Here is a 24,173-nt window from a genome sequence, read left to right on the forward strand (position 1 = left end):
TCGTGGGTTTGCTTGCTCGCCTCCTGGAGCCCGACATCCAGCGCCATTTGTTGCTCGAGGAGGACGAACGGGTGATCGATGAGGTGCGCAAGCACTGGGTGGTCTCCCTGCCGTGGATAGGCGTGATGGCCCTGAGTATTCCCGCGTTCTTTCTCATGATCGTGGCACGTGGTTTCTTCTGGGTACCGATGCTTGTTGGGTTCTACCTGTTGGGCCTTGGGTTTTGGAAGGCCCATGTCGCGCACATGGACCGATTTGTCATAACCAACATGCGGGTGTTCAGGATCCATGGTGTGTTCAACACGCACTTGGCGACGATGCCCATGACCCGGATCCTGGATATCTCTTTGGAGCAGTCGATGCTCGGGAAGATCTTCGACTACGGGCACCTGGTGTTCGAATCTGCAGCCCAGGCGCAGGGGCTGCGGGACATTCGCTACGTCGCTCACCCAGCGGAAAGAGATCTGACTATCCAGCGGGTGATTCAGCGCTCTGGTCTCCGCAAGAAGATGGTCATGGAAGAAGAAGACGAAGCCGACGGGGTGTGACCCGCCGGCCTCACAGGAGAATGGCTCAGCCTCGGAGGGCAGCGTCGACCACTTCGCGGGCCTCCGCTTGGATCTGGGCCAAGTGGTCCGCGTCGCGCAGCGACTCGGCGTAGATCTTGTATTTGTCCTCGGTCCCGGAGGGGCGGGCAGCGAACCAGCCGGAATCGGTGGTCACCTTGATACCCCCGATGGGTGCCTCGTTGCCAGGGGCATTGGTCAAAACTGCGGTGATGGGCTGCCCTGCCAGCTCATGAGCCCTGACATCGTCGGGAGAGAGGGCAGCGAGCCGGGCCTTCTGCTCGCGGCTGGCTTCTGCATCGACGCGGGCGTAGTAGGAGGTGCCGAAGGCTGATTCCATGTCGGCATAGTGTTGGCTGGGCGAGCGTCCTGTCACGGCCAGGATCTCGCTGGCGAGCAGAGCCAGGAGGATGCCGTCTTTGTCGGTGGTCCAGGTACGGCCCTCGACATCGAGGAAGCTCGCACCTGCTGACTCTTCACCGCCGAAGCCGAGCGAGCCGTTAGTCAGCCCGGGGACGAACCATTTGAAACCGACAGGCACCTCAACCAGTTTGCGCCCGAGTCGCGCCGCGACTTTGTCGATGATGGAGGAGGACACCAGGGTCTTGCCGACCCCCGTCGTTGCCGCCCAGCCGGGACGGTGGGAGAACAGATAGTCGATCGCGACTGCGAGGAAGGCGTTGGGGTTCATCAACCCGGAGTCCGGGGTGACGATCCCGTGACGGTCCGAGTCTGCGTCGTTGCCCGTGGCGATGTCGTAGCGGTCGCGATTGGCCACCAAGGAGGCCATCGAGTTCGGTGACGAGCAGTCCATGCGGATCTTGCCGTCGGTGTCCAGGGTCATGAACTTCCAGGTGGGGTCCACCGCAGGGTTCACCACGGTCAGGTCGAGGGAGCTGTGCTCGGCCAGATACTCCCAGTATTGAACAGAGGCCCCTCCAAGCGGGTCCGCTCCGATGCGGACGCCTGCCGCCGCGATGGCATCGAGATCCAGGGCGGTTGCAAGCTCGGTGCAGTAAGGGGTGCGGTAGTCGAAGCGGGTTACCCCAGAAACAGTCTTTTCGTAGGGTTTCCGGCGAATCTCCGCGGGGGAGGCCATCAGGGCGTTGGCGCGGTCGGCGATCCACTTCGTGGCATCGGTGTCGGCCGGGCCACCCGTCGGGGGGTTGTACTTGAACCCGCCGTCGCGCGGTGGATTGTGGGAAGGGGTCACGACGATGCCGTCAGCGACCTGCTTCGGGTGCTCACGGTTGTAACGAATGATGGCGCGGGAGACTGCGGGGGTCGGGGTGTACTCGTCTTCTCGTTCCGCGAAGACAGCGACTCCATTGGCCACCAGCACCTCGATGGCGGTGCGCCAGGCCGGCAGGGACAACGCATGGGTATCCTTGCCGATGAACAAGGGGCCGCTCACTCCCTGCACTGCCCGATACTCCACGATCGCTTGTGTCGTGGCGGCGATGTGGAGATCGTTGAAAGCGGTATCGAGGCTGGAGCCGCGATGTCCAGAGGTGCCGAAAACGACCTTCTGGTCGGGGTTGCTGGGGTCGGGGGTCAGGTCATAGTAGGCCGCAAGGACGGCGTTGACGTCGATGAGATCGGATTCCAGGGCCACCAGGCCAGCTCGCTCATGTGACATGCACCCATCTTTCCACTTCCGGTTGTAGGAATTGATCTCGCCCGCAAAGATTGATGACATGACGAATCCGAACTTCACGCGCCCCGGTGCCGTAGATCTGTCCTCCCTCGCCGCAGCACAGTCCGCCAGCGGTGCCACCGGAGGGAACAGTTATGTGACCGACATCACCGAGCCGGGTTTCCAGGAGCTGGTTGGTCGTTCTATGCAGCACCCCGTGATCGTGGAGTTCTACTCACCCCGTGATACAGCCGGAGCCACGGTCTCCAGCGACCTGGCGGAGCTCGTCAACGCCGCGGAGGGACGTTTTCTCCTGGCCCGAGTCAATGTTGATACCGAGCCGCGTCTTACCCAGGCGCTTGGAGTGACCGCTGTGCCAATGGTCGTGGCGATCATTGGGGGGCAGGTGGCGCCGCTCTTCCAAGGAACCCGTGACCGTGCAGACATCTCGGCCGTTCTCGACCAGGTGGCCCAGCTTGCCATCGCCAATGGCATGACGGGTCGTGCCCAAGCGACGGGATCGACCGCTCCGGAGAAAACAGCGGAACCAACGACGGATCCGCGATTCGAGAAGGCTGACGCTGCTTTGGCCGCCGGTAATTTCGCTCAGGCCGTCGCTGAATTCGATGCTCTTCTCGCTGCCACCCCCGGGGATCCCGAGGCAACCGCGGGTCGTGCCCAGGCGGCGCTCCTGGAGCGTTCCGCATCTTTTGACGGTGCAGCCATCGTGAAGTCTGCTGCCGAACGCCCGGACGATGTCGCGGCTCAGCTGGACGCCGCCGATCTGGAGATGATCCAAGGGGAGTACGGATCCGCCTTCGACCGCCTTCTGGGGCTGGCTGCTGAGGTGACTCCGGACGAACGGGAGACGATTCGGGTCCGGCTGTTGGAGCTCTTCGAGGTTGCCGGACGGACCTCCTCGGATGTGCTGAAGGCCCGTCGTCGCCTGACGACCGTGCTGTTCTGAGCCCCCTTCGCGCCCTTGGGAGTGGCGATTTGGAAAATGCCATTGCCGTCCTCCGGCCAGCGAGACCCCTAGTAAAACCGCATTTGGTGACGGCTGTGGATAAGTCTCGCAGCTCGTGTGGAACAAAATTCTGCCACTGGACGACCGAGCCAAAACTGTCTCCTGTGGAATGCGGATCGCATAATAAGAAGCCCGGATTCCGGGGCTCATTCACGCATCCTGCGACGATGGCTTTCCTGTTGACGAGTATTCAGGCGCCCACATGCCTGGTCGATGATCAGAAATACACGGCTACAGGACCCCGTGGCCCCGGGATGATTGTGACGGATGTCTCGAAGATGTCCGTCAGAATCTCTTCGCGAAAGAGTTCTTCAGGGCTTCCGGAAGCCGCCACCTTCCCGTTCTTCATGGCGATGATCGTGTCGGCGTAGGTGGCGGCGAAGTTGATGTCGTGCAGCACGATCACGATCGTGCGTCCCAGTTCCTTCGCTGCCCGGCGCAGGTGCTGCATCATCTGCACGGAATGGGCCATGTCCAAGTTGTTCAAGGGCTCATCCAGCAGCACATATGTGGTGTCCTGGGCCAGCACCATGGCCACGTAGGCGCGTTGCCGCTGACCCCCCGAGAGCTCATCGATGAAACGGTCTGCGATCTCCTCCAGACGCAGGAAGGAGATGGCCTGCTCGATGATCTCAATGTCCTCGACGCTCAGGCGTCCCCGCGAGTGGGGAAAACGACCGAAACCAACCAGCTGGCGAACCGTCAGCCGGGTCACGAAATGGTTCTCCTGACGAAGCACGGACAGCACCTTGGCGAGGTCCTTGGACTTGGCCGTCGCCACGTTCATGCCTGCCACCTCGATGGCTCCGGCGTCCATTCCCAGCAGGCGCCCGATCATGGTCAGCAGCGTGGATTTGCCTGCCCCGTTGGGGCCCACCAGGGCGGTGATGCCGCCTTCGGGGATTTTGAGTTCCAAGGGACCGATGGTCGTCGTGGAGCCGTATGTTTTCAGGGCCGAGTCTACGAGGATCACAGCCGTCCCTTTCTCAGTAGATGGATGAGGAAGAAGGTGCCACCCACCGCCTCGATGATGATGCCCACGGAGCCGGTGGCATAGAAGATATGCCGCAGGGTGAAATAGGCGCCACCGAGGATCACCACACCGACCAGCCACGCCATCGGGAGGACGAACCGGTGCTCGTGGGTGTCGGACAGCTGATGGGCGGTCATCGCCACCAGGAAACCGAGGAACGACATGGGGCCGACCAGCGAGGTGCTGACGGCCATCAACACCGCCGTCAACATCAGGATCACCAGCGAATTGCGGCGGTGATCCACGCCCAGGCCGATGGCTGTGTCGCGTCCCAGCCCCAGCACGTCGAGGGTCCGTGACATCGCCAGCAGCAATCCACCAGCGACCAGGGCCAGGGGAATCGCGACCCGCAGCTGGGACACATCGGCATTTGAGATGTTGCCGATGAGCCTGGCACTCAGGATGTCGAACGCCGACGGGTTCAGGAGGTTCTGCATGTAGGTGGACAGGGCACCGAGTCCCGTCCCGATGACGATGCCTAGCAGAAGCGTCTGATGGATGTTGGCGCGCTCGTTTCGAAGCATCCAGCCGTAGAGCAGCGCCGCCAGGGCTACCATGAGCCCAACCTGCATGAGGTACTGTCCTGTGCTGTCCATGCTGGTCAGCCCCGTGATGCCGAAGAAGAACACGATGCTGGTCTGGAGCAGGCGGTACAGCGACTCGAAACCCATGATCGAGGGTGTGATGATCCGGTTGTTGGTGATGGTCTGGAAGGCGACCGTCGCCAGTGCCTGACACCAGGCGACCACCAGGATCACGGCCACGGATGCGGCTCGCACCTGGGCAATCCGCCAGAAACCGGGCGAGCCCACGGGCATGGGATTGCCCCAGGCGAGGATGCCGTAGCAGACGGCCGGGGCCAGGAGGACCAGGACCGCGAGGATCATCCAGTAGCGCCCCGCTGCCCGGGAATCCGCGAAGGCGCCGTGGCCTACACGTGTCATCGTCTCAGGCATTTCTCCGCCTCCTCAACAGGAGGAAGGCGAACACGAACGCCCCGACCACCGACAGGATGGTGCCGACGGGAATCTCGAAGGGCATGATCACGAGTCTCCCCACGATGTCGCAGGCCGTGACCATCGCGGCCCCGGTCAGGCAGACCCACGGCAGGTTGGAACGCAGATTGTCGCCCCGCAGCAGGGAGACGATGTTCGGGACGACCAATCCCAGGAAGGGAAGGTTGCCGATCACCACGGTGATGATGCCAGTGACCGCCGCGATCATTCCGGTGCCGAGCAGCACGACCTTCCGGTGATCGAGCCCGACATTTGTCGCGACGTCCTTTCCGAGACCAGCGATCGTGAACTGGTCCGCCACCAGGAAGACCCCGATGACCACGATCACCACGGCCCACACCGGTTCGTATTGTCCTTGGATCGTTGCGGAGAACGAGCCCTGGAACCACACCCCCAGGGTCTGGAGCATGCTGGTGGCCTGCGCCAGGTAGGAGGAAACGGCGCCGACCACCGCGCCCAGCATGATGCCGACGATCGGGACGATCATCGCGGAACGCAACTGGATGCGCCTCAGAACCAGGAAGAACACCATCGTGCCCCCGAAGGCGGCGGCGATGGCGGCCACCATCTTCACCATCAAAGGTGCCTCCGGGTAGAGGATCAGTACGCAGAGCAGTCCAAGACCCGCCCACTCGGTGGTTCCGGTGGTGGTGGGTTCGACGAAACGGTTCTGGGAGATCTGCTGCATCACCAGGCCCGATATGGCCATGGCGGAGCCTGCCAGCAGCAGGGAAACGGTGCGGGGAATGCGGGTTAGGGCGAAGATGTAGGCGCCGTCCGGGGAACCGAACACGTCATAGACCCCGACCAGCAGGGACAGCACGGTCAGCGCCAGGAGCCCAAGAAGACCCAGCAGCAGGGGAGCGGTGAACAGTCGTTGCCGGAATGTGACACCGCCGGGGACTCGGCTGCTGGTTTCGTCCCCGGCGGTTTTCGGCTCGGTCAAGCAGACTTCTCCATGGCGTCGGCCATGTCGTTGAAGAATGTGGTGTAGGTCTGGATGCCCTCATTGAGGTAGGTGTCGGCGGGCATGTAGACGATCTGTTTCTTGGTGACTGCCGTCACGTTCTGTAGGGGAGCTGAACCCGCGATCACCTCGGAGGCCGGGGTGACGGTTTCCCCCTCGGCGGTGATGGCGCCGTCGCGGTCCATCGCGAGGATCCAGTCCGGGTTGGACTGGGCGATGGCCTCGACGGAGATCTCGTCGCCCTGGTGGTCGCTGCTGCCCTGGCTCTCCAGGGCGGGGGTGAGACCGAGGATCTCGAAGATGGGCCCGAGCGTGCGCCCGGAACCGGGAGCCGCGTAGTTGACCTTGCCCTTCGAGACGATGACGGCCATCACCTTGGAGCCCGGCTTGTACGCGGCCTTCACCCGGGCGATCGAGGCGTCGAAATCGCTCACCAGCTTGGCGGCCTCGTCCTTCTTGCCGAAGATCTCCCCGGCCACGGTGACCTGGCGTTTCAACTCCTCGTCGAACTTGTATTTGAGCTTCCCGTTTTCGTCCTTCTCGTCGCGGATGTCGATGTCCACGAGGGCGGCTTCGGGGGTCAGCTGCTTGAACTGGTCGTATTTGTCCTTGAAACGCTGTCCGTTGATGATCAGGTCGGGCTGGACCCCGACTGCGGCCTCCATGTTGGGTTCCCGGTGATCCCCGAGATTCACGATGGAACTGTCGGTCTTGTACGGGGATCCCTTCGCGATGATCTCCTGCGGGGCGGCAGAAAGCTTCACCCCCCACTCCTGGAGGGGTTGGAACAGGCGGTTGTCGGTGACGATGACACTCTTGGCGGGCACCGGAACGGTCACGGAGCCACGGTTGTCCTGGATGGTCACGGTGGTCGCCCCGGCGGACTGCGAGGCGTTGGCAGGGTCGCTCGGCTGCGAGTTCGCGCCGCCACAAGCGGTGAGGCCGATGCTCACGCTCACGAGGGCGACCAAGGCGGGTAGCAGACGGGTCTTCGAGATACTCACGCTTCTCCTATGCGGTTGCCGGATGCGGGTAAGGTAAGTCAACCCTATCTTTTGCGAAAAGGTAAGGGGTGGTGTGTCGGCCGCCCGATCAGGGAATCCGCATTCCGTTCTCCGTGGCACCCCGGTAACCGTCGAGAAGCAGGTTGATTCTCCGGGCTGACAACTCGCTGACCCTGTCCGGGAGCTCCTCGCGTGGGACCCAATGGATTGCCCTGAGCTCACGATCACAGGGCGCGAGGGAACGGGCGATTGTATTGGGCAGGATGCCGCCGTCGTAGATGAACTCGATGGCGTCGCTCCAGCCGAGGTGGGGCGTCATCCAGTCGGTGATGGCGGGCTCACCGGGATCGATGTCGAGGCCGATTTCCTCGAGCAGTTCGCGGCGGCCTCCCGCGCGGGGCGACTCATTCGGATCCACCACCCCGCCGGGAAGTTCCCAATCCTCCTTGTAGGTCGTTTCTGTCAGCAATACCCGACCGGCCTCGTCTCGGAAAACGACGTGGGCGATGACGCGTTTCGTCGGCAGCACCGAGTTCATCACCCCTGAGAAACCGTGCGGACCGTAGACCGGATCCACGGCCAGCCGGGCGTAGACCAGCACGTCCACCAAGTGCCCCGACGGGGTGAGCAAAGCTGAACGCAATCTGCCCTCCCGCCGAAAACCGCAACGGTGCAGTGCAACCATGGCGACCCGGTCCGTGGCTGGGATGTCGCACTGCAACCGACGAAGGTTGTGGGCCAAGATGGCATCGTCGGCGGCGAGGGAAACCGCTCGCTCGAGGGTCGAGGCGTCCACCACCTGCTCCTCCCAACGGAGCTGGCCGATACCGTCAACGATGTCCACCTGGACCTTGAAGTCGCTCACCTGGTTTTGCTGCGCAGCCAGATCGACCCTAGCGGGGGAATGGTCACCTCGGCGCTGGCCGGGAAGTGCCCCCACGGTTCATCGTGTGCTGTCACTACGCCCAGGTTGCCGAACTGGCCAGAGCCATCGTAGGTCTCTGAATCAGTGTTCAGAATCTCCTCCCACTCACCGTCTCCGGGCAATCCGACGAGGTAATCGCGCAGCGGTTCCGGGGAGAAATTGGTGAAGCAGGCCACGTGGTTTCCCTGGGAGTCGTTGCGTACCCAGCTCAGTGTGTTGTGTCCCTTGTCGTCGGCGTTGATCCAGGTGAAACCCTCCGGGGCGTTGTCTAGCTCGAACAGCGGGGGATTGTCACGGTAAATCATGTTGAGGTCGCGGAACAGCCGTTGTAGCCCTCCATGACCCCAGAGTTCCGTGACCCACCACTCCAGGCTGGTGGCTTCGTTGAACTCTGGGCGCTGGGCGAATTCGGAACCCATGAAGATCAGCTGTTTGCCGGGGAAACTCCACATGAACGAGTAGAAGGCACGAAGTGTGGCGAATTTGCGCCAGTCGTCCTGAGGGACCTTGTTGATCATCGACCCCTTGCCGTGTACGACTTCGTCGTGGCTGATCGGCAGGATGAAGTTCTCCGAGTACTGGTAGACCATCGCAAACGTCAACAAATTGTGTTCGTACTGGCGGTAGACCGGGTCCAGTGCCAGATAACGCAGGGTGTCATTCATCCAGCCCATGTTCCACTTGAAACCGAAACCGAGCCCATCCTTGTCGACGGGTTTGGTGACTCCAGGGAAACTCGTAGATTCCTCGGCGATCATCATTGTTCCGGGATGGCGCTCGTACATGTGTCGGTTGACGTAGCGCAGGAAGTCGATGGCCTCCAGGTTCTCGCGGCCCCCGTACTTGTTCGGTACCCACTGGCCTTCGGCGCGTGAATAGTCGAGGTACAGCATGGAGGCCACCGCATCGACACGCAGTCCGTCAATGTGGAACTCGGACAGCCAGTACAAGGCGTTGGAGACCAGGAAACTCTTCACCTCGTTACGGCCATAGTTGAAGATGTAGGTTCCCCAGTCCATGTGTTCGCCCTGGCGAGGGTCGGCATGCTCGTACAGCGCAGTGCCATCGAAACGACCCAGCGCCCAGTCATCCTTGGGGAAGTGTCCCGGCACCCAGTCGAGGATCACTCCGATCCCGGCCTGGTGGAGCTTGTCGATTAGGAACCGCAGGTCGTCGGGTTTACCGAAACGACTCGTGGGTGAGTAGTAGCCAGTCACCTGGTAGCCCCAGCTCGGCTCGAACGGGTGCTCCGCCACAGGCATGAACTCGACATGGGTGTAGCCCTGCCACTTGACGTAGGAGACGAGTTCCTCCGCCAGGTCCAGGTAACTCTTGCCGCGCCGCCACCCACCGAGGTGCACCTCGTAGATGCTCATCGGCTCCTTGTGGGGCTGCGATTTTTCACGCTTCGCGATCCATTCGTCATCGGACCAGACGTATTTCGACTCGTAGACGATCGATGCGTTGGCCGGGGCCTGCTCCGAGAAACGGGCCAGTGGATCCACCTTCTCCCGCCAGACACCGTCGGGACCCTGGACGCGGAACTTGTAGAGGGTTCCTTCTGTGAGGCCCTCGATGAAGGTTCCCCACACACCGGATCCGGGAATCAGCTGCATCGGGTCACCGGTCCACCAGTTGAAGTCACCGATCACCTGCACCGCACGTGCATTGGGGGCCCACACAGCGAACCTGACCCCTTCAACAGGACCTCTCTCATCATCCTCGATTGTGCACTGAAAGGCGCCGAGACGCTTCCAGATTTCGGTATCACCGCCGTTGTGGAATCCTTCCAGGTCCCAACCGGTCAGCCCGCCAAACGGATCATGCGCCATTGTCAGCTCCTCAAGACTCGATGCCTGCCAGATAATCTACCGGGATATGGGTGAAAGTGGGACGGTTCCGGGTTTCATAGACCACCTCGTAGATAGCTTTGTCCACCTCGTAGGCGAGCAGGACATCCACCGGGATTTCGGCGGAAGCACTGTAGCCATCCAGGAAGGCCGCCCGGGCCTCATCCCGCCAGCCTTCGGGGGCGTCCCCGCTGGCTGCGGCGTAGTCGAAGGAGCGCAACATACCGGCCACGTCCCGCAGTGGGGAATCGGGCTCGCGCCTCTCCTGCAATGATTTGATGGGTTCTCCCTCGAAATCGACGTAGCGCCAGCCATTTCGGGTTGACAGAGCCTGGCCGAGATGGCAGTCCCCATGGATGCGTTGGGTCGGCAACTCGAGTTCCTCGATGGTGCGATAGGTGCGCAGTGCAGGGCTGCGGAATCTCTCGAGTAGCGGAACTTCGAGGACAGCAGCTTCCAGTCGTGCTCGAAACTGAGCCGCCAGCTTCTGCCCGAGCAATCTCCCGGTGGGGAAACGGCTGGCCAACAGGCCGTGTACCAAGGTCAGCTGGCGGCCCAGGTCCCGAGCCTGTCCGTCAAAGCTGGTTCTGGTTTCGGCAGCCCGGCAGGCCTCGACGAACCCGTCATGTGGGTCGGGCAGCGCCTCCAGGAACACCCCGAGGTGTGCCCCCTGCCACTCCCACCAACCGAAGAGTTCTGCCACCGCCCCTGAGCCGGACAAGGCCTGGTGCATCTCGACATCGGTGTTTGGTCCGTTCTCGATGCGACGAAAGATCTTCCCGACGATCAGGTCACCGAAGAACATAGAGGTGTTCGACTGTTCCCCACGGTAGCGGTGGCCCGGAAGTCCGGATGGAACCTCCCGGGATGCGATGAAACCCGGTGCTCCAGAGGCTAGGCAGTCGAGCAGGGCGGTCATCGCGGCAGGCTCGTCTGCGACCTCCGCAACGTCGAAGTTGGTGCCTTCCAGGTTGACTTGCGCCAAAGGCCTCGTCGGGCAGTCCCCGGCAGTGTGAAAAGCCAGCGGCACGTGGTATTTTTCCGTTCCTCCCGCTGGGTATTCCACTTCCAGCAGAGCGCTTCGCAGCCCGGGGCCGTCATTCCCGGGTGGCCGAAACCAGTCGGTCAGTTCGACCTGGCGCGGGACTCCGCCACGGGAGCGCCCGGAGAACCACCGGGCGTCCTGTGCCAAGGCCCAGAGCGCCTGGAGCAGTGAATCGTGGTTACCAGCCATGGCTCAATGCGAGGTGACGTGGAAAATGTGAGCAGGCTTGCTTGGATACAGACGAACCCAGTTTCTCTCGCTCCAGTTGTAGGTTTCGCCCGACAACTCATCACGAACTTCTACTGTGGAACCCGGAGGAAGCCCCAACGCCGAAAGATTCAGGTAGACATCGGATTCCACGGTGTTGTCCGGATCCAGTGAACAGACAACCAGCACGACGTCTTCTCTATCGTGCTTCGAATAGGCCATCACCGAGTCGTGTGGGGCATGGTGGAAATGGATATCACGCAGCTGTTGCAGGGCTGGATGTTTCTCGCGGATTCCGTTCAGGCTCCCCAGGAGCATGTTTAGATTCGGTTCTGCGGCGAAGTCGCGCGGACGGTACTCATATTTCTCTGAGTTCAGGTATTCTTCCCGCCCTTGGACTAGAGCAGTGTGCTCGAACAGTTCGAATCCTGAATAGACTCCCCAGGACGGGGAAAGAGTGGCTGCCAGAATCGCGCGGATTGCGAAAATTGCGGGATTTCCGGACTGTAGATGGAAGGGGAGGATGTCCGGGGTGTTCACGAAGAAATTGGGTCGGTAGTAAGAAGCCATGTCCCGGCTCAGCTCCGTCAGGTACTCCGTGAGTTCCCACTTCGCCACACGCCACGTGAAGTAGGTGTATGACTGCTGGAAACCGACCTTCCCGAGGGCGGCCATCATCTGTGGTTTAGTGAACGCCTCTGCCAGGAAGATGACCTCCGGGTTGGTTTCGTGAACCCGCTCCAACAGCCAGTCCCAGAATTCCACGGGTTTGGTGTGGGGATTGTCGACCCGGAAGATGGTCACGCCGCGGTCGATCCACAGCCGAACAATCCTCAGTACTTCCTGATAAATGCCCTCGGGATCGTTGTCGAAGTTCAGGGGGTAGATGTCCTGGTATTTCTTGGGCGGGTTCTCCGCATAGGCAATGGTTCCGTCCAAGCGAGTCGTGAACCACTCAGGATGCTCCTGTACCCACGGGTGGTCGGGAGAGGCTTGGAGGGCGAGGTCGAGGGCCAGCTCCAGCCCGAGCGACTTTGCTTTCGCGACAAACCGCTCGAAGGATTCGAGATCGCCCAGGTCCGGGTGGATGGCGTCATGCCCGCCCTCGGCCGATCCAATGGCCCACGGGGAGCCCGGGTCCTCGGGGGTCGGGTCGAGGCTGTTGTTCTTCCCCTTCCGGAAGGATGAGCCGATGGGATGGATTGGGGGCAGATAGACCACGTGGAAACCCATCGCCGCGATCGCTTCGAGACGCGAGTGCGAGGAATCGAAACCACCCGAGATCCAGTGGCCCTCCTCATCACGCATGGCTCCCTGGGAACGCGGGAAGAACTCGTACCACGACGAGTAGAGGGCGCGGCGACGTTCGACGCGGATCGGGTATTCCTGGGTGGCGGAGATAGCCTCCCGGGGGCCGAACCGTGCCATGGCGCGATCAATGGGCCGCGATTTGATCAGATCCTCGATCTCGCTGACGGGGGTGTTGGGGTTCAATGCCTCCGCGGCGGCGCGCAGCAGATGGGAGGCCGGCATCACGCGCGACTGTTCGGCGGTCTCGGCCGCCTCCTTGAAGAGCTCCCGGCCCTCCAAGCAGAGCAGTTCGACATCCATGCCGAGTGGCAGCTTTGCCAACGCGTTGTGACGCCAGGTGCCCCAGGGATCGGACCAGCCCTCGATGCGGAAGGTCCAGTCTCCCTCCGTTGCCATGCGGACATGTGCCTGCCAGATGTCGAGTCCCTTGGGTTCGACCTGGGTCATGTCGATCCGGCGTTGGGTGCCGTGCGGCGCCGTGAGGATCACCGACGCGTTCACGGCATCATGGCCTTCGCGGAAAACGTTCGCGCTGATCAGGATTCGTTCATGGGCCACGGCTTTTGCCGGGTAGGCGCCGTCGGCTATCACGGGGGAAACCCCCGTTACCGGGATGCGGCCGAAACCGCCCTCGGTGCGTCGCAGGTGTGCTCGGGCTGGTGTGGGGTGGTTCACAGGGACCAGCCTAGCTTCCTCAGGGTTTCGTGTGCCGGGGTGAGGCAATGTAATTTATCCTCGTGCGTGCATTCCGACGATTCACCGTTCATCCTGTGCTGCCCGAACGTATCGCAAAGCTTGATGCGCTGGCGAAGAACCTTCGCTGGTCGTGGCATCAGGAAACCCGAGACCTTTTCCGGGCAATTGACCCAAGACTCTGGGAGGAAGTGGGCGAGGACCCCGTCAAACTGCTGTCCGCGGTTCGTCCCGAACGGGTCCAGCAGCTCGCGGCTGACCAGGTCTTCGCTCGCAATGTGGGACTCCTCCACGACGATTTGGTCACCTACCTCTCCGATGACCTGTGGTTCCAACGCTACGCTGCCGAGAACGAGGGAGCGCCGGCGGGAATCGGTTATTTCTCCGCCGAGTTCGGCGTCAGCCAGGTTCTTCCCCAGTATTCGGGGGGCCTGGGGATCCTGGCCGGCGACCACTTGAAGGCGGCCTCCGACCTCGGTCTGCCCCTCATCGGAGTCGGTCTTCTCTACAGGTTCGGGTACTTCCGGCAGTGGCTGAACGCTTCCGGCTGGCAGCAGGAGCGCTACCCGGTGTTGCCCTCCAACGAAATGCCCGTGGCCCGCCTGCTGGACTCCGCCGGGAACCCGCAGGAAATCAGTGTCGAGGTCTTTGGCAGGGAGGTTTACGCCTCCATTTGGGTGGCCTCGGTCGGCCGTATTCCGCTGCTGATGCTCGACACCGATCGCGACGACAACGACCCCGAGGCCCGCAACATCACCGACCGGCTCTATGGTGGTGGCACTGAGCATCGTCTTGCGCAGGAGGTCGTCCTCGGCATCGGTGGTGTCCGGGCACTGCGCCGCTACTGCGAGATCACCGGTCATCCTCGGCCCGACGTCTACCACTGCAATGAGGGTCATGCGGGGTTCCTCGGTTTCGAACGCATTCGGGAGTACCTGGCCGACGGGCGCGACCTGCCCACCGCCATCGAGTTGACCCGCGCAGGAACCGTTTTCACCACCCACACCCCCGTGCCGGCGGGAATCGATCGGTTCGACAAGAGCCTCGTCGAGCATCAGTTCGCGAACTTCGATCCCGGGTTGCCGCTGGAGGACATCATGTCCTTCGGGACCGAGACCTATCCCGGCGGCGACCCGTCGCGCTACAACATGGCTGTGCTTGGGCTGAGGCTCGGTCAGCGTGCCAACGGCGTCTCAAAACTTCACGGCGAGGTTTCACGGGAGATGTTCAACGGTCTGTGGCCGGATTTCGACGACACCGAGGTGCCCATCGGCTCCGTCACCAACGGCGTCCACCACCGCACCTGGATTCATCCGGAGCTCCTGGAGATCCTGAAGGCCCACACCGATGATGCCAGCACGGTCGTCGATGGCTACGACTGGGCCGCCATCCAGGAGGTGGATGACGATACCCTCTGGGGTCTGAAACGGCAGTTGCGCTCTTCCATGATCCAGATGGCACGTAAGCGTTTGGCGGAGTCCTGCAAGGCCAGGGGCATCCCCGCCGACTGGACTTCTGAGGCGCTGAACCCGCGGGTCCTGACCCTCGGTTTTGCGCGCCGCGGTGCCTCCTACAAGCGTCTGACACTGATGTTGTCGGACCCGGAGCGTCTGAAGGCTCTTCTCAACCATCCCACCACTCCCATCCAGATCGTGATCGCGGGCAAGGCTCACCCCGCTGACAACATCGGCAAGTCGCTGATCCAGCAGATGGTGCAGTTCTCCGATCAGGACGACGTGCGCGGGAAACTGGTCTTCCTGCCCGACTACGACATGTCCCTGGCTCGTCCTCTTTACCCGGGCTGCGACGTGTGGGTCAACAACCCGCTGCGGCCCTACGAGGCCTGTGGCACATCCGGCATGAAGGCAGCCCTCAACGGCGCCGCGAATCTGTCCATCCGCGATGGCTGGTGGGATGAACTGTACTCGCCGAGGTTCGGCTGGGAAATTCCCTCTGCGGAGGGAATCGCGGACCAGGCCGAACGTGATGCTGCAGAGGCCGAGTTCCTCTACTCAATCATCGAGAATGAGATCATCCCCCGCTTCTACACCCTTGATGCGAACGGCAACCCCGCCGAATGGCTGCAGATGATGCGCGATTGCATCTCCGAGCTCGGACCGGAGATCCTCGCCTCCCGCATGGTTCGTGACTACGTCACTGACTATTACACCCCGGCCGCGCAGTCCCTCGCCGCTCGGAAAGATGACGACGTCGCCGCCGACCTGGCGAAGTGGAAGGAACGGGTCCGCCGCGACTGGCACACCGCCCAGGTCGTCGGCCTCGACGTCGGTGTCATCGGGCAGCTCGAGACCGGAACGGTCCTGCGTCCGACCGTCGATGTCCGGCTCGGTGCCCTGAGGGCCGAGGACGTCGCGGTGCAGTTGATCTTCGGCGATGTCGACAACGAGGACAGGCTCCACGACATCCGCAAGTACCCGACGGTTCCCGTCGGGGAGGCCGACGGGGTGACCCGATTTGTTGCCGAGATCCCCACCCGCTACGCGGGACAGATCGGTTGCCTGGCCCGCATGGTGCCCTCGCATCCGCTGCTGGCCAGCGACTCCGAGATGGGGCTGTCCGCCGTCATCAGGTGAGCCGGGCCGTGCCGGTGAGGACCAGTTTATGCTCCACCGGCACGCCCCCCGGAATCGGAAAGCCTCCGCGGGAGAAAGAACCCGCGGGGGCTTTTCAGTGCCTGTTGCCCGGTGGTGTCCCGGGGCTCAGGGAATGAGCACCGGGGACATGCCCAGCAGTTCGGCCGCGGTGGTCGGCACGTCGCAGCGCATCAGCACCACGCAACGCCCCGGGACCCTCAGCACGGAACCGGGAGACAGTTCATCGGATAGCAGCTCATCGGTTCCCGCCGAGTGCCAAATGATCTTCAGCTGGGCGGCCCAGGGTAGGCCGGGAAGGATCACCTCGATGGGCTCGGCCCCCGAGTGGAACCACGTCAGGAAAGCATTCACGTCGTCGGAGACGTACATGCCCAACAGGCGGCGGGAACCGTCGTACCAGTCCTGCTCGGTCATCTGGGCGCCGTGGTCGTTGAACCAGGTGAGGTCCACGCGACCCAGGTTCTCTCCGTGACTGTTGAAGACGTCGGTGTGGTGCAGATAGTGGTCGGGGCGCAACAAGGGATGTTTCGCCCTCAATCGCAGAAGATCGACCAAGCGAGCCCGGACTCCCTGCCATCGGGCATCGGGGGTCCAGTCCACCCAGCTCAGCGGCGAATCCTGGCAGTAGGCGTTGTTGTTGCCCTTCTGAGTGCGCCCGAACTCATCGCCGGCGAGGATCATGGGGGTTCCGGCCGCGAGAACCTGGGTGGCGTGCATGTTAAGCACCTGCCGGGCTCTCAGATCGTTGATGGCCGGATCATCACTCTCGCCCTCGAAACCATGGTTCCAGGAACGGTTGTTGTCGCTGCCATCGCGATTGCCTTCGCCATTGGCGGAGTTGTGTTTCACGTCGTAGCTGACCAGGTCGCGCATCGTGAACCCGTCGTGGACGGTCACGAAATTGATCGAGGCCTGTGGAGGGCGACCGCTGTGCTGGAACACGTCCGAGGAGCCAGAAAGCCGAGTCGCGAGTTCCTGGACTCCGTGAACCGTGCTCTTCCAGTAGTCACGCACGTGATCGCGGAACCGGTCGTTCCATTCTGACCAGCCGGGGCCGAAACTGCCGAGCTGATAGCCGTAGGGACCGATGTCCCAGGGTTCGGCGATCAATTTCACATGAGAGAGAACAGGGTCGGAGTTGATCTGTTGCTTCAAGGGATGGTCATGGACGAAGTGGTGTTGGCTGTCACGGAACAGCGTGGTGGCAAGGTCGAAACGGAATCCGTCAACGCCCATGTGCTCCACCCAGTAACGGAGAGAATCGACGATCAACTGCCGAACCATGGGAGTGGAGGAGTTCACCGAGTTTCCGCAACCAGTCACGTCGTAGTCGTCCCGCAGGTCATCGGTGAGGCGATAGTAGCCCGCGTGGTCGATGCCGCGCATGGAGAGCGTCGGGCCCTCGTGCCCACACTCTGCGGTGTGGTTGTAGACGACGTCGAGGATCACCTCGATACCGGCATCGTGGAGGGCAGCCACCATGGCTTTGAATTCCGTCACCTGATTCCCGAGAGTGCCCCGAGTCGCGTAGTAGGCGTGCGGAGCGAAATAGCTGAGGGTGTTGTATCCCCAGTAGTTGCTCAGTCCCTTGTGGGCGATGAAGGGCTCGGATGCGTAGTGGTGGATGGGCAGCAGCTCGATCGCTGTGATGCCGGTGTCCAGCAGGTAGGAGATCACTTCGGGATAGGCCAGGGCCGCGTATGAGCCGCGCAGGTGTTCGGGCACCAGCGGGTGCATTTTTGTGAAACCGCGCACGTGCATCTCGTAGATGACCGACTCGGCCATCGGGCGCCTGCCCCCCGCCACTGGAGGGGGCGGGGGGGTGTCGGCGACGACGACGCTGAGAGGCACTGCTCCGATGGAGTCGGTGGCGTCGGGGCGGAAATCGTCGTGGGCCAGGTGGTCATGGATCGGGCCCCGGTAGTCGATGCCGCCGGTCACGGCTCGGGCGTAGGGGTCGAGCAGCAGCCGGGCCGGGTTGAAGCGGCGACCGCGGCTCGGAGCCCAATCTCCGTGGACGCGGTAGCCGTATTCCTGCCCCTCACCGATACCAGGAACGAAGACGTGCCAGATTCCTTGGCTGTCCGCTTTCATCTCCACGTTGCGTTGATTCTTCATCAGGTCCACGAGCGACAGCTCCACTCGGGTGGCATGAGGGGCCCACAGGCCGAAGCTGACGCCGTCCTTCTCGACCTTCGCTCCCAGGCGGCTGGTGTCGAGCGGCTCAATGAACATGTTTCGCCTTCCGGCCCTCGGCGGGCATCCGCCCCGAGGGCCGAACCATTTTGCCATAAGTCATCTGATCTCGCAGATAAGCCCGGTCGATCAGTCATGATGGATGGTTGAGAGAAGGAGAGTGAAACGGTGAGCACCTACCTGGATCACGCCGCCACTTCGCCGATGCGCTCCGAGGCGCAAGAGGTGTTGCTGAGCGAGCTCGGACGGGTCGGCAACCCCTCGTCCCAGCATCGCGCGGGACAGCGGGCCAGACGCCGCCTCGAGGATGCGAGGGAGGAACTGGCGGCAGCGCTCGGTGCCCACCCCGGGGAGGTGATCTTCACATCGGGTGGCTCAGAGGCCGATTCGATCGCCATTCTGGGCTCTTTGGCAGCCCGGCCTGAAAGACCACGGAGTCTGATATCGGCGGTTGAGCATCCGGCTGTGCAGGAGGCCCGCGGCAAGGGAGCCGAGGTGCTCGCAGTGAGCCCCCACGGACTCGTCGAAGACACCGCATGGGAGACCGCGGATGAACAAGTGGCCGTGATCTCGGTGGTGAGGGTGAACAACGAAACCGGGGTGATTCATCCCCTCGACGGATTGATCGCCGCAAGCTCACGGACGGGCGCATGGAGTCACAGCGATGCGGTGCAGGCCCTCGGGCATGTACCCCTGGACTTCCATGACACGGGTCTGGACCTGATGAGCGTCTCAGCCCACAAGATCGGTGGTCCTGTTGGGATCGGGGCCCTTGCCATGAAACGTGGCGTCACTCCAGCGCCGATCGGGCTCGGTGGTGGGCAGGAGGGTCGTATCCGCTCCGGTACGCTCCCGGTGGCCCTCGCTGCCTCTTTCGCCGCCGCCGCGACGGCGGCCGTGGTGAGTCTTGAGGCCGAGACTATGCGGCTCGTCGCGCTCCGGGACGGGATCCGCGAGACCGTTGTGGCTTGCGGTGGGAGCATCAATGGCACCAACTGCGCCCCGCACGTCGTCAGCGCCACCTTTTCCGGAATAAGAGCCCAGGACTTGTTGTTTCTGCTCGACGCTGAGGACATCCATGCCTCGGCGGGTTCCGCGTGCCGCGCCGGGGTCTACCGGCCCAGCGAGGTCATGCTGGCAATGGGATCCTCCGAGGATGAGGCCATGTCCACGGTCCGTTTCTCCCTCGGCCACACGAGCGGCCAGGGGGACGTCGATCGGCTTCGTGAGGTGCTGCCGGTGGCCGTGGAACGGGCCCGGGTAGCCATGTAGAATTCTTCGGCCGCGAATCCGGAGAAGGGAGGGGAGATGAAGGTACTGGCAGCCATGTCGGGCGGGGTTGACTCCGCCGTCGCTGCGGCGCGCCTCGTCGCCGCCGGACACGACGTGACCGGGGTGCACCTGGCGCTGAACCGTAACCCGCAGCCTTATCGCGAAGGATCACGCGGCTGTTGCTCCCTGGAGGATGCCCACGACGCCAGGCGTGTCGCCGACCTGCTGGACATTCCCTTCTATGTGTGGGATTTCTCGGAGCAGTTCCAGAGGGATGTGGTCGACGATTTCGTAGCCGAGTACCGTGCGGGTCACACTCCGAATCCGTGCCTCAGGTGCAATGAGAAGATCAAATTCGCAGCCGTACTGGAACGCGGTCTCGCGCTCGGTTTCGACGCCGTCGCGACGGGACATTACGCCCGGGTTGTGGACAACGGGTCGGAACTTGAACTGCATCGCGCCGCCGACCCGGACAAGGACCAGTCCTACGTGCTCGGCGTGCTGGACCAGGACCAGCTGCGCCGCTCCCTGTTTCCGCTCGCAGACACGCCGAAACCGCAGGTGCGGGCGGAGGCCCATTCGCTGGGCCTCAAGGTCGCAGACAAACCCGACTCCTACGACATCTGCTTCATCCCCGATGGCGATACCCAGGGCTACCTGAGGGCCCACCTTGGTGAGACCCCGGGGCCGATCGTGGACTGTTCCGGAACCGAGCTCGGACGGCACAGGGGGCACCACGGTTTCACCATTGGGCAGCGCAAAGGACTCGACCTGCGCGTCCCCGCTTCGGATGGCAATCCCCGCTACGTGTTGCGGATCGAACCGGTCGGTAATCGCGTGGTCGTCGGCCCTAGGGAATCACTGCTGGTCAGCCACCTCGAAGGTATCCGTCCCACCTGGACGCAGCACAGGGTATCCGGAAGCTGGCGGGGACAGGTGCAGTACCGGGCCCACGGCGCCGCACTGCCCGCCACTATCACCACCACCGGGGACGACCAGGTGCGGGTGGAACTCGACGAACCAATCCGTGGGGTGGCGCCAGGACAGTCCATGGTTTTCTTCGATGTCACCCGGGTTGTTGGTTCCGCGACGATCAGTGGGACCTCATGATGCGCGTCACCGCTGCCGGTTCCCTGCCTGGTGACGACTTCCGCGGGGCCTTGACAGCAATGACCGAGGTCCTTCCGGAGGTGTTGCCCCTCCCAGAACTGCCTGCGCGGGGTGTGGGATCCGGGATGATCGGCAGGGCGCTGGGGATCATTGACGGTCTCGGTTTCGATATTCAACCCTCCGGGTGGCGCCTGACCGCCGCGTCCGGGAGTGATCATCGCAGGGCAAGGGCCCGGTGGCGTCACGACCTGGACGACGCGGAGGAACTGCTCCAGGGGTTCGAGGGTGTGCTGAAGATTGGGCTGGCCGGGCCGTGGACCCTCGCCGCCACGGTTGAACGTCCCCGGGGAGACCGGTTGCTGGCCGATCACGGAGCCCGCAGGGAAGTGGCGCAGGCGCTGACCGAGGGCTGGCTGCAGCTCCGGGAGGATCTGAGGCGCCGTATCCCGGGGGCGAGGCTGTTGCTGCAGCTCGACGAACCTGCGCTGACGGCGGTCGGTGATGGCACCATTCCCACGGCCTCCGGTTTCAGCAGGCACCGTCGGGTCGAGGTGCCGGAACTAGCCGGCGCCCTGAAGCCTCTGTCGGAGGGCGCCTGGCTGCACTGCTGCGCCCCCGGAAAGTGGCTGCCGGTGGCGCAACGCGCGGGATTTGCGGCGGTGGCTGTCGACACCCGGTTATTCCTAGAATCTGCGGGGATCGACGCTCTGGCGGAGTGGGCCCAGGCGGGACGAGGGCTGGCTCTGGGGATCGTCGACAGCGCGACCGGGCGCGTCCAGGGCGTCGATGAACTAGCCCGAGAAACCTTGCGGGTGCTACGTCCCCTGGAACTTCCTGCTCCGAGCATTGACTCTGGAGTGCTGCTCACCACAGCCTGTGGCCTGGCCTCCTGGAAACTGGCAGAGGTGCCCGGTCAGTTGGCAGCGCTCCGGCGAGCAGCCACGCTCGTTGCTGAGGAACTGCAATAAACTTGCCTTCGTGCGCTTTTTCTCCGACCTCAACCTGAACGGCTCCACCCCGCTTCGCGCGCAACCCCGGGTTGGGGAGTGGGGACCGGTGATGGTGCCCTCCACCCGTTGGAAAAAATGGACCCGGGTGCTCGTACCGCTGATCGCTGTCGGCTTGGCCGTCGGGGTTTTCTTCCTGGCTCGGACTTTCTACCTGATGCTCACTGGGGATGAGGCCGGGGCCTATTTCTCGTAGGTGACGGCCTTCAACACCTCCGGCCAGGTTCGGTCCAGCTGTCGCCCACCCAAGGAGATCAACCCCAGGGCGGCCAGGAGACCCAGGACCGGCCCCACCGGCAGGAACAACCAGCCGAGTAGCGGGAAACGGTAGGAGGCGAAGACCATCCCCGCCGCTGGCAACAGCAGGATCACGGAGCCGATCATCTGGAGCACGCTGGCGAGGAAAGCCGCTCCCTGGCCCTTCGACGTGCTGGCGAATGGATTGGTGCCCGGAGGGGGAGCGGTGCCGTTCAGGAAAGAACTAATCAAAAGGCTCATCCCCTGGTTGGCGATCAAGGTTCCTAGGCCCAGCCCGAAGGCGAACGGAAAGACTCCCCATGCCCCCAGCAGCGTCGAGGCCAACACCATCGTCATCGCGAACGTGCCACCGTAGATCAGGGAGTTCGCCATGAGACGGCCCAGCCGGTCCTCGAAACCGCGGATCCCGGAGACCGCGTGCAGCCACAACGCCGAACCGTCCATGGGTGTGTCCTGCAGTGCGCTGATGCCTCCCATCCAGGTGGCCAGGGCAGCCACCAGCCACAGGAACTCGGGGATCAGCTTCTCGTCTCGGACCATGTTCATGAAAACCACGAAGAAGGGAGCGGCCATGATCATCAGCACCGAGGCGAACCTGCGAGGATCGCGTCGTAGATACCGCAGGTTCCGGGCTGCGATGGCCCCGGCGGGATTCGGGGGAAACAAACGATCAAGCCAAGGTGAGGACACGGTCGGAGCGCCACCTCCGGCGCTTGGTAGGGGGCTGGTCAGGGCCCGGTCCAGCTGCCGGGACCACAACCAGATCATCGCTGCGAGTAGCACCAGAGCCAAGGCGAGACGCAACGCAGCCACCCCGGAGCGCCCGGCTGCCAGGTCGGTGGGTAGGGCCCAGGCCCATCCCATCGGACTCCAACCGGCTGCACCGCCTACCAGCTCGATGGCTTCTCGGTTCAGGTCGAGATTGAACATTCCGCGGCTCAGTAGCGGACCACTCCAGCTGATCGCTATCAGGCCGAGCAGGAGCACCACGTACAGGAGATCCCGACTTCTGCGGGCGGCCAGCCAGCGCGACAGGGAGGTCACCAGTATCCGGCCAGCGAGCATTCCTGTCACCGCTCCGAGGGCCGTGGAAGCGATCCCGGCGATTGTCAGAAGTGGATCGGTGGCCCAGCCAATCACGAAACCGCAGCAGACCAGGAGGGTGAAGACCCCCGGCAAGGTGAGCAGGTCCGAGACCAGCAGGGGAACCAGCAGATCGCGGGACCGGAGTGGAAACAACACCAGGCGCTGCGGGGACACGGAATCGTCCATGGCGAAGAACAACACCGACCCGAAGGTCCACACCAGCACCAGGACGGCGCCCGCCGTGAGCATCAAGGGGGAGCGCACATCGGGTAGGAACCTCAAGTAGGACAACCCCACGGTCAGGCCGACGAAAAGCGGCAGCAGCATCAAGGCGAGCAGTATGTATCCGACCATCGCCCACGGGCTGCTCCTGAGAGCGGAGAGCTGGGAACGAAGCCTCACAGCGATGAGTGGCGCAACCATTGCAGCGTCTCCTCCCCGGCCATCTGTCCCTGACCGACCAGTTCCACGAATTTTTGCTGAAGAGTCCCGTCGCCCCGGACCTGGTCCACGGTTCCCGCTACCAAGATACGCCCAGCAGCCATGATTCCGACCCCGTCGCAGATGTTCTCCACCAACTCCATGACGTGACTGGAAAGCAACACCGTGCCGCCGCCATCTACGTAGTCACGCAGCAGATCGCGAATGACCTGACCGGACACCGGATCCACGGCCTCGAGAGGTTCATCGAGAATCAACAACTTGGGAGCGTGGATCAGGGCGCTGGCCAGCGAGATTTTCTTGGTCATACCGGCCGAATAGTCGGCGACCAGCTTGTCGGCGGCATCTGCCAGGTCCAGCACACCGAGCAACTCCCGCGAACGTTCCTCGACGACCTTGGGGGCGAGGTTGCGCAGCCGACCGTTGTAGCGGAGCAGTTCGACGCCGGTTAGGCGGTCGAACAGCAGCACCCCGTCGGGCAGCACCCCGATGTGTTTCTTGGCTGTCACCGGATCGGCCCAGACATCGTTGCCGAGAACCCGAGCTGTTCCGGAGTCGGGCCGGAGCAGGCCACAGATCATGGACATCGCAGTGGTTTTGCCCGCGCCGTTCGGACCAACCAGACCGAACAGATGCCTTTGGGGGATCTGGAGGCTCAAGTTGTCTACGGCAACCTTGGGGCCGAATCGTTTGAACAGGCCATCCGTAATCAGAGCTGGGTTCATGATCACAACTTTAGAGTGGTATCAGTGGGATGATTGCGCTACGCGCAGGATTATCACCAGCTGCACCCGGTGCCGACGTCTGATCGACAAGGTGTGAACCCCTACGCCACAAGCGAGAGTGAACTCGATGCCCCTCGTCCCGCAACCCTGGCGGCGATCCCCGGTGGCATCCCTTCGTGCCCA

19 protein-coding genes are annotated in these 24,173 nt (G+C 62.9%); 7 read left to right on the plus strand and 12 right to left on the minus strand.

Features of this window, described 5'->3' with window-relative positions:
- The first annotated feature begins 2 nt into the window (after positions 1-2).
- Positions 3-548, plus strand: coding sequence for a PH domain-containing protein (locus V7R84_RS01385; RefSeq protein ID WP_338571259.1), 546 nt, complete (start codon positions 3-5; stop codon positions 546-548).
- Between the two features lie 25 nt (positions 549-573).
- On the opposite strand, the gene pgm is transcribed toward V7R84_RS01385, so the two are convergent.
- Complete coding sequence (gene pgm / locus V7R84_RS01390; protein ID WP_338571262.1) at positions 574-2,205, minus strand: phosphoglucomutase (alpha-D-glucose-1,6-bisphosphate-dependent); 1,632 nt, start codon at positions 2,203-2,205, stop codon at positions 574-576.
- A gap of 58 nt (positions 2,206-2,263) precedes the next feature.
- Between pgm and V7R84_RS01395 the strand changes: the two genes are divergently transcribed.
- A complete protein-coding gene (locus V7R84_RS01395; protein ID WP_338571263.1) occupies positions 2,264-3,169 on the plus strand; it encodes a tetratricopeptide repeat protein in 906 nt (301 codons plus the stop codon).
- A gap of 277 nt (positions 3,170-3,446) precedes the next feature.
- Here the strand turns inward: V7R84_RS01395 and V7R84_RS01400 are convergent, their stop codons facing one another.
- The 8 genes from V7R84_RS01400 to V7R84_RS01435 all read right to left on the minus strand — a co-directional run bounded on the left by V7R84_RS01400 (position 3,447) and on the right by V7R84_RS01435 (position 13,262).
- A complete protein-coding gene (locus V7R84_RS01400; RefSeq protein ID WP_338571264.1) occupies positions 3,447-4,202 on the minus strand; it encodes an ABC transporter ATP-binding protein in 756 nt (251 codons plus the stop codon).
- Positions 4,199-5,218, minus strand: coding sequence for an iron chelate uptake ABC transporter family permease subunit (locus V7R84_RS01405; protein WP_338571266.1), 1,020 nt, complete (start codon positions 5,216-5,218; stop codon positions 4,199-4,201). Before V7R84_RS01405 ends, V7R84_RS01400 begins: the two co-directional genes overlap by 4 nt.
- Positions 5,211-6,224, minus strand: coding sequence for an ABC transporter permease (locus V7R84_RS01410; RefSeq protein ID WP_338571268.1), 1,014 nt, complete (start codon positions 6,222-6,224; stop codon positions 5,211-5,213). The genes V7R84_RS01405 and V7R84_RS01410 overlap by 8 nt, the downstream gene beginning before the upstream one ends.
- Positions 6,221-7,249 carry a siderophore ABC transporter substrate-binding protein gene (locus tag V7R84_RS01415; RefSeq protein ID WP_338571270.1) on the minus strand — a complete coding sequence of 343 codons (1,029 nt, stop codon included), beginning with the start codon at positions 7,247-7,249 and terminating at the stop codon, positions 6,221-6,223. The genes V7R84_RS01410 and V7R84_RS01415 overlap by 4 nt, the downstream gene beginning before the upstream one ends.
- Before the next feature lie 88 nt (positions 7,250-7,337).
- Positions 7,338-8,135, minus strand: a complete 798-nt coding sequence (locus V7R84_RS01420) for an NUDIX hydrolase (RefSeq protein ID WP_412728098.1) — start codon at positions 8,133-8,135, stop codon at positions 7,338-7,340.
- A complete protein-coding gene (glgB, locus tag V7R84_RS01425; RefSeq protein WP_338571273.1) occupies positions 8,111-10,006 on the minus strand; it encodes a 1,4-alpha-glucan branching protein GlgB in 1,896 nt (631 codons plus the stop codon). The genes V7R84_RS01420 and glgB overlap by 25 nt, the downstream gene beginning before the upstream one ends.
- Before the next feature lie 10 nt (positions 10,007-10,016).
- Positions 10,017-11,258: a hypothetical protein gene (locus V7R84_RS01430; RefSeq protein ID WP_338571275.1), complete on the minus strand. Its 1,242-nt coding sequence runs from the start codon at positions 11,256-11,258 to the stop codon at positions 10,017-10,019.
- Positions 11,259-11,261: 3 nt separating this feature from the next.
- On the minus strand, positions 11,262-13,262 hold the full coding sequence (locus tag V7R84_RS01435) for an alpha-1,4-glucan--maltose-1-phosphate maltosyltransferase (protein ID WP_338571276.1): 2,001 nt from the start codon (positions 13,260-13,262) through the stop codon (positions 11,262-11,264).
- Between the two features lie 62 nt (positions 13,263-13,324).
- On the opposite strand from V7R84_RS01435, the gene glgP reads away from it, so the two are divergent.
- On the plus strand, positions 13,325-15,874 hold the full coding sequence (gene glgP / locus V7R84_RS01440; RefSeq protein ID WP_338571277.1) for an alpha-glucan family phosphorylase: 2,550 nt from the start codon (positions 13,325-13,327) through the stop codon (positions 15,872-15,874).
- A gap of 126 nt (positions 15,875-16,000) precedes the next feature.
- On the opposite strand, the gene glgX is transcribed toward glgP, so the two are convergent.
- Positions 16,001-18,130: a glycogen debranching protein GlgX gene (gene glgX / locus V7R84_RS01445; protein WP_338571279.1), complete on the minus strand. Its 2,130-nt coding sequence runs from the start codon at positions 18,128-18,130 to the stop codon at positions 16,001-16,003.
- A 129-nt stretch (positions 18,131-18,259) separates the two neighbouring features.
- Here glgX and V7R84_RS01450 point away from each other — a divergent pair, with 129 nt between their 5' ends.
- From V7R84_RS01450 to V7R84_RS01465, 4 genes are read left to right on the plus strand one after another with little or no spacing between them, the layout of a single operon-like run.
- Positions 18,260-19,363: a cysteine desulfurase family protein gene (locus V7R84_RS01450; RefSeq protein WP_338571281.1), complete on the plus strand. Its 1,104-nt coding sequence runs from the start codon at positions 18,260-18,262 to the stop codon at positions 19,361-19,363.
- 36 nt (positions 19,364-19,399) lie between these two features.
- Positions 19,400-20,473, plus strand: coding sequence for a tRNA 2-thiouridine(34) synthase MnmA (gene mnmA, locus V7R84_RS01455; protein ID WP_338571283.1), 1,074 nt, complete (start codon positions 19,400-19,402; stop codon positions 20,471-20,473).
- A complete protein-coding gene (locus tag V7R84_RS01460; RefSeq protein WP_338571286.1) occupies positions 20,470-21,441 on the plus strand; it encodes a methionine synthase in 972 nt (323 codons plus the stop codon). The genes mnmA and V7R84_RS01460 overlap by 4 nt, the downstream gene beginning before the upstream one ends.
- 10 nt (positions 21,442-21,451) lie before the next feature.
- Positions 21,452-21,676, plus strand: coding sequence for a hypothetical protein (locus V7R84_RS01465; protein WP_338571288.1), 225 nt, complete (start codon positions 21,452-21,454; stop codon positions 21,674-21,676).
- Here V7R84_RS01465 and V7R84_RS01470 read toward each other — a convergent pair.
- Together V7R84_RS01470 and V7R84_RS01475 are read right to left on the minus strand one after the other, a co-directional pair.
- Positions 21,664-23,247, minus strand: coding sequence for a hypothetical protein (locus V7R84_RS01470; RefSeq protein ID WP_338571290.1), 1,584 nt, complete (start codon positions 23,245-23,247; stop codon positions 21,664-21,666). The genes V7R84_RS01465 and V7R84_RS01470 overlap by 13 nt on opposite strands.
- The gene (locus V7R84_RS01475; protein ID WP_412728099.1) at positions 23,223-23,975 is read right to left on the minus strand and encodes an ABC transporter ATP-binding protein; all 753 of its coding nucleotides are present in this window, start codon (positions 23,973-23,975) and stop codon (positions 23,223-23,225) included. Before V7R84_RS01475 ends, V7R84_RS01470 begins: the two co-directional genes overlap by 25 nt.
- Between the last annotated feature and the right edge of the window lie 198 nt (positions 23,976-24,173).

This window comes from Arachnia propionica, from assembly GCF_037055325.1.
Lineage (GTDB): Bacteria > Actinomycetota > Actinomycetes > Propionibacteriales > Propionibacteriaceae > Arachnia.